Here is a 12,780-nt window from a genome sequence, read left to right on the forward strand (position 1 = left end):
GATTGCCCTGTCAATCCACAATCCTTGCTACTTGAGTGATGTTGGGGAGTGCCGTAATTTCAGCGATGACTTGATCCTCCAGGTTATGGTCCACTTCAATCGTCATCAAGGCCATCTTCCCTTTCTCTTTTCGGGAGACTTCCATCTGGCCAATATTGATTTGATGCTTGGCTAATATGTTTGAAACATTGGCAATGGCTCCATATCGATCATCATGAACGACGAGTATGGCAGGATTGTGCCCGGAGAGCCTCAATTTAAATCCATTCAGTTCGACGATTTCGATCTTTCCCCCGCCAATCGATATTCCGACAAGTTCCAGTTCACCATCATCATCACCAACGGTTACTTTTGCCGTATTGGGATGTTCCGGTACTGCTTCTTCTTCCCGAAAAGTAATTTTCATTTTCTTTTTGCGGGCTAGTTCCAGCGATTCTTTGATTCTCTCATCAAATGTATCAAAATCAAGTAAGCCACCTACAATGGCTACATCCGTTCCATGGCCTTTATAGGTTTTGGCAAATGATCCGTAAAAAGAAATATGGGCCCATTTCGGTTCCCGGTCGAATAAACTCCTGGCAACCCTACCGATCCTTGCAGCTCCTGCTGTATGGGAACTAGAGGGACCGATCATAACAGGACCAATTATATCGAATACACTTCTAAATTTCATGAATTGTTCCTCCTTCTTCACACTGGGAGTAGTTAAATAATTAAAGCCTGATATATTGTAATTACAATCACGCTGTCCGTAATCCTTCTTTTCAAAAAAATAAAACTGCATAGCCTAATGACATATGCAGTTTATTGCCTTTATTTTTTTCAGGATCCTACCAGAATTTAGACGAATAAGTTTCCCATATCTTCCTGATCCTCTACTTATTCAATTGAAAAAATAAAAGAATATAAAGGTTGTTTCCCATTATGGACTTCAACTTCAACGTCTTCAAAATTCTCATTACAAAACGCAACAAGACTTTCGACATCTTCAGCAGTGGCATCTTCTCCATATAAAATGGTAAGGATTTCCGAATCTTCGTCAATCATATCTGTCAGAAGATCTTTTGCCGCCTGAGTCATGTCTTTATCCTTCACTTTGATGGTGCCTTCAGCAATTCCCATGAAGTCCCCGGTCTCGATCGCTAGACCGTCAATGTTTGTATCCCGGACAGCATAAGTGATCTGTCCCGTTTTCACATGCGAAAGGGCTTCGATCATCGCTTTTTTATTCTCTTCAGCATCAAGTGAAGGGTTGAACGCCAACAATGCAGCCATTCCCTGCGGCACTGTTTTCGTTGGAATGACAGTCACATGATCGCCAAGCACATCTGCAGCCTGATTGGCCGCCATGATGATATTTTTATTATTAGGCAAGATGATGACATGATCTGCATATGCCTCTTCGACAGCCTTAACGATATCTTCCGTGCTAGGATTCATCGTTTGTCCGCCTTCGATGATGGACTTAGCTCCGATGCTTTTGAATAATTCGCTGATGCCAGCACCCATCGCCACTGACACTATAGCGTACTTCTCTTTGGTGGACGGTTTAGTTTGAAGCGGTGTATTAGTCTCACCGACAATCGCAGTATGCTGTTCACGCATATTATCGATTTTCATTTTAATTAAACTGCCATATTGCTGTCCATAATTCAGGCACGTGCCAGGCTGTTCAGAGTGAATATGTACTTTGACGACTTCATCATCTGAGATGACCAATAAAGAATCTCCGTATTCACTTAAATCATTTCTGAATTTTTCTTCATCAAATGGTTTATTGGCAAGTTTCTCACTTTCCAATCGGACCATGAATTCCGTACAGTAGCCATACACGATATCTTCCGTATTCATATGCCCTTGTACATTCATGTGATGTTCGGCACTGATCATGTCGTCCATGCTTGGACCATTTGAAGATCGGACTGGAAGGGCTTCACCTTTCAGCTCAGCAAGGAAGCCTTCATAAACGAACACCAACCCTTGCCCACCGCTATCAACGACTCCGACTTCTTTTAAGACTGGAAGAAGATCAGGTGTGCGTTTTAATGAGGCATTGGCCTCCGTAACGATTTCTTCCATTACTTGAATAAGGTCTTGGTGCATTGCTGCTGATGAAACCGCTTGCTTGGCCGCATCTTTTGCAACCGTTAAGATGGTTCCTTCAACAGGTTTCATTACAGCTTTATAAGCTGTCTGTACCCCTGCTTCAAAAGCTTGGGCAAACTCTTCACTATTGATTTCCGATTTATTTTCAATCGCTTTAGCAAAACCGCGGAACAGTTGCGATAGAATTACTCCTGAATTGCCACGTGCGCCCATTAGCAGACCTCTTGAAAGGGACGTACCCACTTTCCCGATGTGTTCCTGGACGTTATTTTGCACTTCCTTCGCTCCCGAAGTCATCGATAAATTCATATTCGTTCCTGTATCTCCATCTGGAACAGGGAAAACATTCAACGCATCAACCATTTGGGCATTAGCCGCTAAATGGTTGGCACCTTGAATGATCATTTCTGCAAAGCGCTTTCCGTTTAAACTTGTAATTGACACAAAACTTTCCTCCTAATATTTAAGGGTTCGTCACGCGAACTCCCTGTACAAAAATGTTGACGGAATCAACAGCTAATCCTACAGTTTTGTCCAGAGTATACTTTACCTTTGATTGCACATTATGTGCAACTTCCGAGATTTTCGTTCCATAACTTACGATAATATACATATCGATATGAACTTCTTCCTCATCTTGACGGACTATTACACCCTTAGTAAAGTTTTCTTTTCTTAAAATTTCGGCAATGCCGTCTTTAAATTGTTTTTTGGAAGCCATTCCTATAATTCCGTAGCAATCCACGGCTGCTCCGCCTGCTACAGTAGCGATAACATCATTAGAGATGTCAATTTGTCCATACTTCGTTTGTAATTCGATAGACATTTTCTTTTCCCTCCCAAAAAATCAAATCAACTAAAGACATTTTACTATAATGTCTATGGTTTTAAAAGTAAATGTCATACGGTACTATATATAATTCAATTTTGAAGTATGTATGTCAAGGTTTTTTTCTTGAAAGTAATTAACTGAAGTATTGCATTCTAACGGTAGGTATGATAAATTATTAAAGTATTTTACAAAGACTTAAGACGACTGCGAAAAACTTAAGCTTGTTGTAGTTAGGAGGGAATTTAACATGGCACGTAAATGTGTAATCACTGGAAGAAGAACTCGTTCTGGTAACAGCCGCTCTCACGCAATGAACGCTAGCAAGCGTACATGGGGCGCTAACCTTCAAAAAGTACGTATTTTAGTTGACGGTAAACCTAAACGTGTATACGTTTCTGCAAGAGCTCTTAAATCGGGCAAAGTAGAACGCGTATAATGTTACGGCATCCTCTTAGGATGCCTTTTTACTTGTAATGGCCGATATTAATGGGGATGGTTTCAATTCGGTGATCAAGGCTGATCTGAATCAAGGAAGAAAGCCTTCACCCATTAATGGATGGCCGCCCCTTTTTACCAAAAATAACACCTCCCTGTATTTGAGAGGTGTCATGGAGATAAGTATCAGCCTTTTTTAAACGCTCCGAGCATAGCCCTTACCAAACTGCCCAGAACTTTTGGCAATTTAATCGTATAAAATTTCATCATGCCCCTCCTCTTTGCATCCCACAATAAAAGATGAAGTGGAATTTTTCTATTACAACATAAGCTTTTAAGCGGATATAGGATGATCGTAATTATATCCGAATCTGCTCTAAGCATGAATTTTAATCACTGCTTCTTATCACCATTAATATGCCTTTCTCAAATGAAACATTCCCAGATTCGGAAATTAGTTCATTGCTGATGCAAAGCGTCGAACCTATTTCCACGCTTGCATCATTCAGTGGGTATTTAAAGCCCGAAAGTGTAATGCCGGTGACTTCCGCCGTTACAGGAAGCAATGACAAGTATTTCTTATCTTTCAAAGCAGTGACCTCATATGAACCCGCTGTCTTTACTGTGAATATATTTTGCCGATCGACTATGTATATTTCTATATCGTCATGATAAGGGAGGACACTTTCTTTTTGCAGCAGCTGTATATTTCCAAGAAAATGGTCCATTCTTCCCCCTGTAGCGCCCAGGATATGAATTTCACTTGGCTTTTGCCCTATTGCCCATTTAAATGCGATCTCTAAATCCGTTTCATCCTTTTCCGAAGAATATAGATTGATTTGTTCCAGCCTTTGCTCAATCTTCTTGTATTCGCCTTCCGAAACTGAATCAAAATCCCCAAAGCCGTACTTAGGTTCGATACCTTTTTCAAGCAAGGACCATACTCCCCTATCAACCCCAACCCAAAGATCAGTCTTCTCCTCATACCATTCCAGATCCGGCCAAAAACATTCCGGACCTCCAGCCATTATACTAATAATCATTGAAATCATCCTTTTCTATATCTAATCATATCCAAGGTGCCTTTGTTTAATTGATAAAAAAAGCCGACCACCATCATACGAATATGATAGTGTCGGCTTATATCACTTTCCCCGAATCTTTTGAATCGCTGCGTGTCGATCTTCTTGATTATATATTGCCGAGCCGGCCACCAGGACTGTCGCCCCCTGTTCAATACATAGTTTAGCCGTTTCTTCATTCACTCCGCCATCAATCTCTATTTCGAGGTTTTGATTATACATTTCTGCCATCGCCTTCACTTCGGCAATCTTCGGCAGAACGGATTTAATGAACTTTTGCCCGCCAAAACCCGGATTGACCGTCATCAACAATACCATGTCAATATCTTCGATTATAGGTTGGATCATGGAAGCCGGAGTGGCTGGATTAAGCACCACGCCTGCCTTTACACCAAAAGATTTAATCAATTGTATCGTCCGATGCAAATGAGTGCATGCCTCTACATGTACAGTTATATAATCGGCTCCCGCTTTCGCAAAGGCCTCGATATAACGATCAGGTTGTTCGATCATTAAATGAACATCAAGCGGAAGTTTTGTCACCGGGCGGATAGCATCAACAATTAGTGAGCCTATCGTTATATTCGGCACGAAATGCCCATCCATGACATCCACATGGATTAAATCCGCTCCGCCCCTTTCGACATCAAGAATTTCTTCTCCCAATTTTGCAAAGTCAGCTGATAAAATGGATGGTGCGATTTTAACCATTTTAATACCTCGGCTTTCTATCTCTGATTTCTTCTAAGAATTGCATATAATGCTCATATCGATAGCGTGGAATTTCCCCGGCATCAACCGCTTCTTTCACTGCACACTTCGGTTCTTTATCGTGCAGGCAGGCACGGAATTTACAGTCTTCCCCATACTTATGCATTTCCGGGAAGCAATAAGATAACCGTTCAGCTTCCATTTCCATGAATTCAAGGGAACTGAACCCAGGAGTATCTGCGACTAGTCCAGAGCCAATATGAATCAATTCAACGTGGCGGGTGGTATGCTTCCCACGTCCCAGATGTGATGAAATATCATCCGTCTTTAAAGCCAAGTCAGGATTGATTGCATTCAGCAAAGACGATTTCCCAACGCCTGACTGACCGGCAAATACACTGGTTTTTCCTTCTAAATACGGCACTAGTCCTTCAATTCCTCCAGCAGTAACTGAGGATGTTTCCAGTACAGTATAGCCAAGTTTCTGATAGTCCTTGATATACTGAGACAATTTCTTTTGGTTTTCAGCCGTAACCAAGTCAAGTTTCGTCACGACGATAATGGGTTCGATTTCGTTATCTTCGATCAGTACGAGGAATCGATCAAGCAAAGCCGGACTGAAATCAGGCTCTACTGCTGAAAAGACAAGGATTGCCTGATCTACATTCGAGATTTGCGGACGAATCAATTCATTCTTTCGTGGTTTTATTTCGGTCACGGTCCCGTCCGTTTTATTTTCCGCTTCAAAAACCACATAATCACCCACAAGCGGCGTTACCTTATTCTTCCTGAATACGCCCCGTCCGCGGCATTGATACACCTCTTCACCATCAAGGACATAATAAAATCCACTTAATGCTTTGATAATTTTTCCCTCGGGCATAACCACACTCCTAATTATTAAATTTATTCTGGATATGAGACGGATTCGTCAATGATGACCTGATTGTCCCGCATGACTTTATATCCTGCTTTCTTATCCGGGGAAACCATTAATTCGATCGTTCTTTTGGCATCATCCAAGATAAAGAACGTTTCTTGAGGCTCCGTCATGCTATTGTTGATATCCTCGATGAAAATTTGTATTTTTTGCGTTTTGCCTGGCTCAACCGGATCATACTCGATTTTGATTTCCTCCGTTACACTCTTGGGAGGAATCTCTTCTTTCCCTTTTGAAATGACCACTTTCACAGTACTGCCCTTTTCCACCTTCGTAGCAGGTTCGGGTGACTGGGAAATGACAAGCCCCTCTGCTACGGAATCATCATAGATTTCTTCTTCGACATCGATCTTTATTCCACTCTCATTGGAATAATCATTAAGGCCTGCTTCATTGAACCCTGTTAAGTTCTTCAAGCTCAGCAGATCTGCCCCTTTGCTGACCGTTAGCTCAAGCTCCGTTTCGGATGGTACGACCTCAGTGGCCCCCGAAGGCGATTGTTCTATGATCGTGCCGGCAGCACTGTCATCATATTTTTCGGTCACGCTTATGTTTTTGAATCCCATTTTTTCAAGCAGGGATTTAACATCAGAATAGTCTCGACCTTCATAACTGGACAATGAAATCGTCTCTTTACCAATGCTTTGATAAATATCGATCACTGCACCTTCCTTGACTGTCTTACCTTCTTTAGGATTGGTTTTGATTACAAGACCAGCTTCAACCTCTTCATCTTCGATCTCGATCGTTTCTCCAATTTTCAAATCCAATTCAAGCAATTCAGTAATGGCATCATCCAATTCTTCCCCTTTGAGGTCCGGGATCGTCACTTCCTTCGAAACAAGGAGGGGAGGTAAAACAGTGACAGATAAAACAGCAAGCAGTGCGAGAACTAAAAAGGTGGTCACCAAGATCGCAGGGATGTTCTTTCGTTTTTTACCTTTATGTTCCGACTTGATTTTTTGTTTTTTCTGTTTCTTTTGTTTTTTCGGTTTCGTTTTCGATTTACTCTCTGCTTCTGATTCACTTTCTTCATCGTCCGCATAGACCAATGTATTTTTTTCCGGACCCCTTATGATTGTCTCATCGACGCTTGAAATCTGATCATCCGTTATGACGGGGATGGCTTTCGTTGCATCATGATCTTCAGGAATGGCAAAAGGCAGTTCATTTGAACGCTCAGGATTAAGCGAAGTCCGCATGTCATCTTCCATTGAATCCACGCTATCATAGCGGTAATATGAATCTTTGGCTGTCGCTTTCAGGATAATATTTTCCACACTCTGAGGTATTTCAGAGTTCCAGCGTTTGGGCGAAGGAGTTTCCGATTGTAAGTGTTTAAGAGCTATCGAAACGGCTGATTCACCCGAAAAAGGCAATCTCCCCGTCAACAATTCAAACATGACGATACCCAGTGAATAAATGTCCGATTTCTTATTGGCCATACCGCCTCTGGCCTGTTCCGGGGATAAGTAATGAACCGAGCCCAAGACTGCGTTGGTCTGCGTTATGTTTGTTGCACTTAGTGCCAATGCAATGCCGAAGTCCGTAATCTTGACGGTTCCTTCTTTATCAATCAAAATGTTCTGTGGCTTGATGTCACGATGGATGATCCCATTATGATGGGCATGGGAAATCGCTGCCGTGATTTGCTTCATGATATCCAGGGCTTCATCAACTGGAATTGGATAATATTTTTGTATGTATTGCTTTAGTGTAAAACCGTCCACATATTCCATTACAATATAATAGATTGAATCTTCTTCACCAACATCATAAATACTTACGATATTGGGATGGGCCAAACTGGTTGCCGATTGGGCTTCCCGATTGAAGCGCTTGATGAACTCTTCGTCATTATTAAAATCCATGCGAAGGATTTTCAATGCAACGTCCCTATCCAAGATCATATCCCTTGCAAGGTAAACATTTGCCATACCGCCGCCACCGACCATCTCGATCAGTTTATAACGGCCGTTGATTCTTCTACCAATCAACATTCAATTCACCTGCTTTCACTTTCTTCAGTAAATTGAACAAGCACAAGGGTGATATTATCTTCCCCACCGTAGTGATTGGCCTTATCTATTAATGAAATCGCCTTTTCTTCAAGTGACTGTCCATTGGTTATGGTATCTTCCAGTTCCTGTTCACTCACTTTGTTCGTCAATCCATCCGAACAAAGCAATAGTAAATCATTTTCTTCGAAAATGACAGTCATAACGTCCATTTCCACTTGCATTTCTGTTCCCAGGGCTCGTAATAAAACATTTTTCCGTGGGTGGTTTTCGGCATCTTCCTTTGAAATCTGCCCGGAACGGACCAATTCATTAACAAGTGAATGATCTTCCGTGACCTGCTTAAAGCCGCTCTCATTATACAAATAACATCGGCTGTCCCCGATGTTGGCAACGGTAGCAAACTTGTCGGTGCAAATAGCTGCAACAATGGTGGTCCCCATGCCCTTACATTCCGTATTCGCTTCAGCATGTTCAAAAAGCAACTGATTGACCAGAACGATTTGCTGCTTCAGCCAATCCTCGGCATCATTTGCCGTTTCGATACCTGTAGATGCTTCCCAGCCCTTTTTCAGAAGGTCTATCGTCATTGCACTGGCTACATCCCCGGCACGGTGGCCGCCCATGCCATCTGCAACGATGGCAAGGCGAACGCCTTCCGAGTTCTTAAAGATTCCGCCATTATCTTCATTATGCTGGCGGACTTTTCCACGGTCTGTCTTAAATATTGCCCTCATAGGGTCACCTCGTCTCTTCTTTGCGCTCCTTGGCCCGAAGCTGGCCGCAGGCTGCGTCAATATCACTGCCTTGTTCCCTTCGGATCGTTACATTAATGCCGCGCTTCTTCAATGTTTTTTCAAACTCAAAAATTTGGTCCCGAGGTGTACGTACATAGTTGCGTTCAGGTACATAGTTAACCGGTATTAAGTTAACATGGCATTTTATCCCTTTTATTAAACTTGCTAATTCTTCTGCGTGCTCCACTGAATCATTTTCGCCACCGAATAGACCATATTCAAAACTTACACGGCGACCTGTTTTTTCTGTATAGTATTTGATGGCTTCAATCAAGTCTGGAAGTTTGTAGGCCTTATTGATCGGCATCAATTTACTTCTCAATTCCGTATTCGGTGCATGAAGGGAAACAGCAAAGTTTATTTGCATGCTTTCTTCGGCAAACTTATAGATTTTAGGAATGATTCCACTTGTAGAAACGGTAATATGACGCGCCCCGATGTTCAAGCCTTTTTCATGGTTTATATTCTTCAAGAATGACATCATATTATCGTAGTTATCAAACGGTTCACCGATTCCCATGATAACGACAGAACTAACACGTTCTTCCAATTCGTCAAGTGCTTGCTGAACTTTAACGACCTGGGCAACAATTTCCCCTGATTCAAGATTACGCTTTAAACCGCCTAATGTCGATGCACAGAATGTACAGCCAATTCTACATCCTACCTGCGTTGTCACGCAAATGGAGTTTCCGTATTCATGGCGCATCAGCACTGTTTCAATCGAATATCCATCATGGAGTTCAAATAAAAACTTCATGGTTCCGTCATTGGACGTTTGCTGAATCAAAGTCTTCAATGTCGTGAAGGTGAATTGTGATTCAAGCTTATCCCGTAATGTTTTCGAAAGGTTGGACATATCTTCAAAACTGGAGACACGCTTTTTATAAAGCCAGTCATATATTTGATCGGCCCGGAATGCCTTCTCTCCATTTTGAACAAGCCATTCTTTAATTTGGTGAAGCTCTAATGAGTAGATCGATGGTTTTTCTGGTGTCGTGTCTTTTCTTACTCTAGATGATTTAGTGATTTCTGCCATTACAGCACCTTCTTTCTAAAACTCGCAATAAAGAATCCGTCACTGCTAAAATATTGCGGAAAAACTTGCAGCGTATGCCCCTCGATAAATGGCTGAACGCTTTCAGGCATTCTTGTGGACAAGGTTGCATCGCTTTCAAAATCCGGATGGCTTTCCAAAAATGCTGCAGCGACTTTGTCATTTTCTTCTTTATCCACCGTACAGGTACTATATACTAACCGTCCGCCTTGCTTAACAAGCGGGGCAGCCGATTCCAATAATTGTATTTGTATACTTGAGAGTTTCATTATATCATCTTTTGTTTTAGTGTACTTTACATCAGGCTTCCGGCGCATGACTCCCAACCCGGAACATGGTGCATCGATCAGCACCCTGTCAAACCCTTCTTTATTAAAGTGTTCTTGCACTTTCCTGCTATCAAGGGCCATTGTTTTAATATTGTTTCTGAGTTTTAGGCGCTCAGCCTGTTCTTTAATGAGCTTGACCTTATGCTCATGAAGGTCGAGCGCATATACTTGTCCAGTGGTCAAGCCTTCTGCGATATGTGTCGTTTTCCCTCCAGGTGCAGCACAGCAATCGAGTACAGCATCATTTTCATTCGCACCTAATGCATGGGCTACAAGCATTGAACTCTCGTCCTGAATCGATAAATACCCTAATTTGTAGCTTTCTGAATGAGCAAGATTCCCTTTATAGCTGACGATTGCTTCGGGAACGACTTCACTTGCCTCAACATCATATCCTTCTTCCGTTAATATGCTGATCAGTTCACGGCGTGAAATCTTCTTTAAATTAACCCGTCCCGTCTGTAAAGGCGCAGTTAAGTTGATCTCACACATTTCCTTGGTTTTTTCATAACCAAATTGCTCTACCCAACGCCTGACCAACCAAATTGGGTGACTTACTTCTATGGAAAGCCGTTCCAGATCATCTTTAATATCACCTAAAGAAGGAACACCATTTCTTTGAATATTACGAAGTACACCATTTACCATCGAAGATGTACCTTTATGCCCGCGCTTTTTGGATATTTCGACGGCCTCGAAAATGATTGCATGATCAGGCACTTTATCTAAATAGACCATTTGGTAAACGGAAAGTCTAAGTAAATTGATGACCCAGCTTTGCGTTTTTTTCGGTTGTTTAATATATGGGTTCAAATAATAATCCAAAGTCATCTTCCGCTGTATGGTACCGTAGCTTATTTCTGTAAGCAGTCCGCTATCCACGGCGGATAACTGGTGCTTTTTAATCAAATTGTTCAATAATAGGTTACTGTAGGATTGGTTTTTCTCTACAGATTCCAAGATATCGAGAGCGATTTCACGTACTCCCTTTTTAGTTTGCTTCATTCTGTTCTCCTAACTTCATGCCTGCTTTAATGAACGATCCGGCTCCGCGCAAATAATCTTTCGCCGGCATTTTTTTCTTCCCTGAAGGCTGCAGTTCTGTAACTAGTATTGCCGTCTCATTGCCTGTCGAAACGATGAAACCATCACTTTTTACATCAATGACCGTGCCCGGCACTGCCTGATTGCCATCTGCAAGTTTCTTCACCTGCCAAATTTTCAAAATGGCCCCATCTAAAGTTGTATAAGCAACAGGCCAAGGATTCAGGCCACGTACATGGTTATAGATGTCTTCCCCTGATTTCGACCAGTCGATTTTTTCCTCAGACCGTTTTATGTTAGGCGCAAAAGACGCTTTTGCCTCATCCTGCTTGATCGCCTGCAGCTCCTGATTTATAAGTTTCGGAAGCGTCTCTGCAAGTAAATCCGCCCCTATCTTGCTTAATTTATCATGCAGTGAACCTACATTGTCTTCTTCCTCTATAATCACTTCCGCCTGGGTCAATATATCACCGGCATCCAATTTTTCCGCCATATACATGATGGTTATTCCCGTCTTTTCTTTCCCTTGTAAGATGGAATAATGAATTGGCGCCCCTCCACGCAGTTCAGGAAGCAGGGAGGCATGTACATTAATACATCCGTACTTAGGGGCATCCAGCAATTCATTCGGAAGGATTTGACCGAAAGCCGCCGTCACCACTAAGTCAGGATTCAATGCAATGATTTTTTCAAGTTCTTCTTTTTCTCGGATTTTTTCGGGCTGATAAACGGGAAGCCCCTGCTTTTCGGCTTCGACCTTAACTGGCGGCGGCGTCAGTACCTTTTTGCGGCCTACTGGACGATCGGGCTGCGTGACCACAGCGATCACATCATACCCTTCATCAATGATTCTTCTCAATACCGGCACTGAAAAGTCCGGCGTACCCATAAATATAATTTTTGTCATTCTTCCCCAAACCTTTCTAACTCTTCTTCCGAAATATACCGGGAGACCTTACTTGTAAATAAAACGCCTTGCAGATGATCAATTTCATGCTGAAGGGCCCTCGCGAGGAAATCTTCCGCTTCTATTTCGAAAAAAGATCCTTTTCGGTCTTGTGCCCGGACTTTGACGCGGTATGGACGCGATACTTCGCCATATAAACTCGGGAAGCTCAAGCATCCTTCAACACCTGTCTGTTCGCCTTCCACTTCCAGCACTTCCGGATTAATCAGTTCGATAGCACCTGATCCTTCTTCTATTTCAACGACGGCCACTTGCTTTTTCACGCCAACCTGAGGTGCTGCAAGTCCAACGCCATCCGCCTCCACCATCGTTTCATACATATTATTTAACAGCTTTGCCAACTTTTTATCAAAACTTGTTACTTTATCGCATTTTTGTTGTAAAATTTTTTCAGGAAACAAGACAATCGGTAAAATAGCCAAAATTAAAGGTACCCTCCTAGATATGAAAAACAACACTTCA

The 12,780-nt window shown here is 42.2% G+C and carries 14 protein-coding genes; 1 reads left to right on the forward strand and 13 read right to left on the reverse strand.

Annotated features, from left to right (window positions below; all coding sequences use genetic code 11):
* Positions 1-10: 10 nt before the first annotated feature.
* The 3 genes from sdaAB to ACQKFG_RS00755 all read right to left on the reverse strand — a co-directional run bounded on the left by sdaAB (position 11) and on the right by ACQKFG_RS00755 (position 2,932).
* On the reverse strand, positions 11-673 hold the full coding sequence (gene sdaAB, locus ACQKFG_RS00745) for an L-serine ammonia-lyase, iron-sulfur-dependent subunit beta (RefSeq protein WP_192203998.1): 663 nt from the start codon (positions 671-673) through the stop codon (positions 11-13).
* A gap of 206 nt (positions 674-879) precedes the next feature.
* Entirely contained in the window at positions 880-2,550 is a 1,671-nt protein-coding gene (locus tag ACQKFG_RS00750; protein WP_349729631.1) for a DAK2 domain-containing protein, read from the reverse strand.
* A 19-nt stretch (positions 2,551-2,569) separates the two neighbouring features.
* Positions 2,570-2,932 carry an Asp23/Gls24 family envelope stress response protein gene (locus ACQKFG_RS00755; protein WP_192203996.1) on the reverse strand — a complete coding sequence of 121 codons (363 nt, stop codon included), beginning with the start codon at positions 2,930-2,932 and terminating at the stop codon, positions 2,570-2,572.
* A gap of 253 nt (positions 2,933-3,185) precedes the next feature.
* Here ACQKFG_RS00755 and rpmB point away from each other — a divergent pair, with 253 nt between their 5' ends.
* Positions 3,186-3,374 (forward strand): 50S ribosomal protein L28, encoded by a 189-nt coding sequence (gene rpmB, locus ACQKFG_RS00760; RefSeq protein ID WP_034313767.1) that lies wholly within the window; start codon positions 3,186-3,188, stop codon positions 3,372-3,374.
* Between the two features lie 185 nt (positions 3,375-3,559).
* On the opposite strand, the gene spoVM is transcribed toward rpmB, so the two are convergent.
* The 10 genes from spoVM to def all read right to left on the reverse strand — a co-directional run bounded on the left by spoVM (position 3,560) and on the right by def (position 12,740).
* Complete coding sequence (gene spoVM / locus ACQKFG_RS00765) at positions 3,560-3,640, reverse strand: stage V sporulation protein SpoVM (RefSeq protein WP_034313769.1); 81 nt, start codon at positions 3,638-3,640, stop codon at positions 3,560-3,562.
* Positions 3,641-3,762: 122 nt separating this feature from the next.
* Positions 3,763-4,416, reverse strand: coding sequence for a thiamine diphosphokinase (locus tag ACQKFG_RS00770; RefSeq protein ID WP_349729630.1), 654 nt, complete (start codon positions 4,414-4,416; stop codon positions 3,763-3,765).
* A 102-nt stretch (positions 4,417-4,518) separates the two neighbouring features.
* Positions 4,519-5,166: a ribulose-phosphate 3-epimerase gene (rpe, locus tag ACQKFG_RS00775; RefSeq protein WP_342615354.1), complete on the reverse strand. Its 648-nt coding sequence runs from the start codon at positions 5,164-5,166 to the stop codon at positions 4,519-4,521.
* A 1-nt stretch (position 5,167) separates the two neighbouring features.
* Complete coding sequence (rsgA, locus tag ACQKFG_RS00780; protein ID WP_141992197.1) at positions 5,168-6,049, reverse strand: ribosome small subunit-dependent GTPase A; 882 nt, start codon at positions 6,047-6,049, stop codon at positions 5,168-5,170.
* A gap of 23 nt (positions 6,050-6,072) precedes the next feature.
* Positions 6,073-8,106: a Stk1 family PASTA domain-containing Ser/Thr kinase gene (gene pknB, locus ACQKFG_RS00785; protein WP_192203993.1), complete on the reverse strand. Its 2,034-nt coding sequence runs from the start codon at positions 8,104-8,106 to the stop codon at positions 6,073-6,075.
* Positions 8,107-8,111: 5 nt separating this feature from the next.
* Complete coding sequence (locus ACQKFG_RS00790) at positions 8,112-8,861, reverse strand: Stp1/IreP family PP2C-type Ser/Thr phosphatase (RefSeq protein WP_427555498.1); 750 nt, start codon at positions 8,859-8,861, stop codon at positions 8,112-8,114.
* A 4-nt stretch (positions 8,862-8,865) separates the two neighbouring features.
* Positions 8,866-9,960 (reverse strand): 23S rRNA (adenine(2503)-C(2))-methyltransferase RlmN, encoded by a 1,095-nt coding sequence (gene rlmN, locus ACQKFG_RS00795; protein ID WP_427555501.1) that lies wholly within the window; start codon positions 9,958-9,960, stop codon positions 8,866-8,868.
* Positions 9,960-11,312: a 16S rRNA (cytosine(967)-C(5))-methyltransferase RsmB gene (gene rsmB / locus ACQKFG_RS00800; protein WP_427555504.1), complete on the reverse strand. Its 1,353-nt coding sequence runs from the start codon at positions 11,310-11,312 to the stop codon at positions 9,960-9,962. The genes rlmN and rsmB overlap by 1 nt, the downstream gene beginning before the upstream one ends.
* A complete protein-coding gene (gene fmt, locus ACQKFG_RS00805; RefSeq protein ID WP_427555507.1) occupies positions 11,299-12,258 on the reverse strand; it encodes a methionyl-tRNA formyltransferase in 960 nt (319 codons plus the stop codon). The genes rsmB and fmt overlap by 14 nt, the downstream gene beginning before the upstream one ends.
* On the reverse strand, positions 12,255-12,740 hold the full coding sequence (gene def, locus ACQKFG_RS00810; protein WP_260284219.1) for a peptide deformylase: 486 nt from the start codon (positions 12,738-12,740) through the stop codon (positions 12,255-12,257). Before def ends, fmt begins: the two co-directional genes overlap by 4 nt.
* Between the last annotated feature and the right edge of the window lie 40 nt (positions 12,741-12,780).

This window comes from Peribacillus sp. NPDC076916, assembly GCF_050269675.1.
In the GTDB taxonomy this organism is placed as follows: domain Bacteria; phylum Bacillota; class Bacilli; order Bacillales; family DSM-1321; genus Peribacillus; species Peribacillus aracenensis.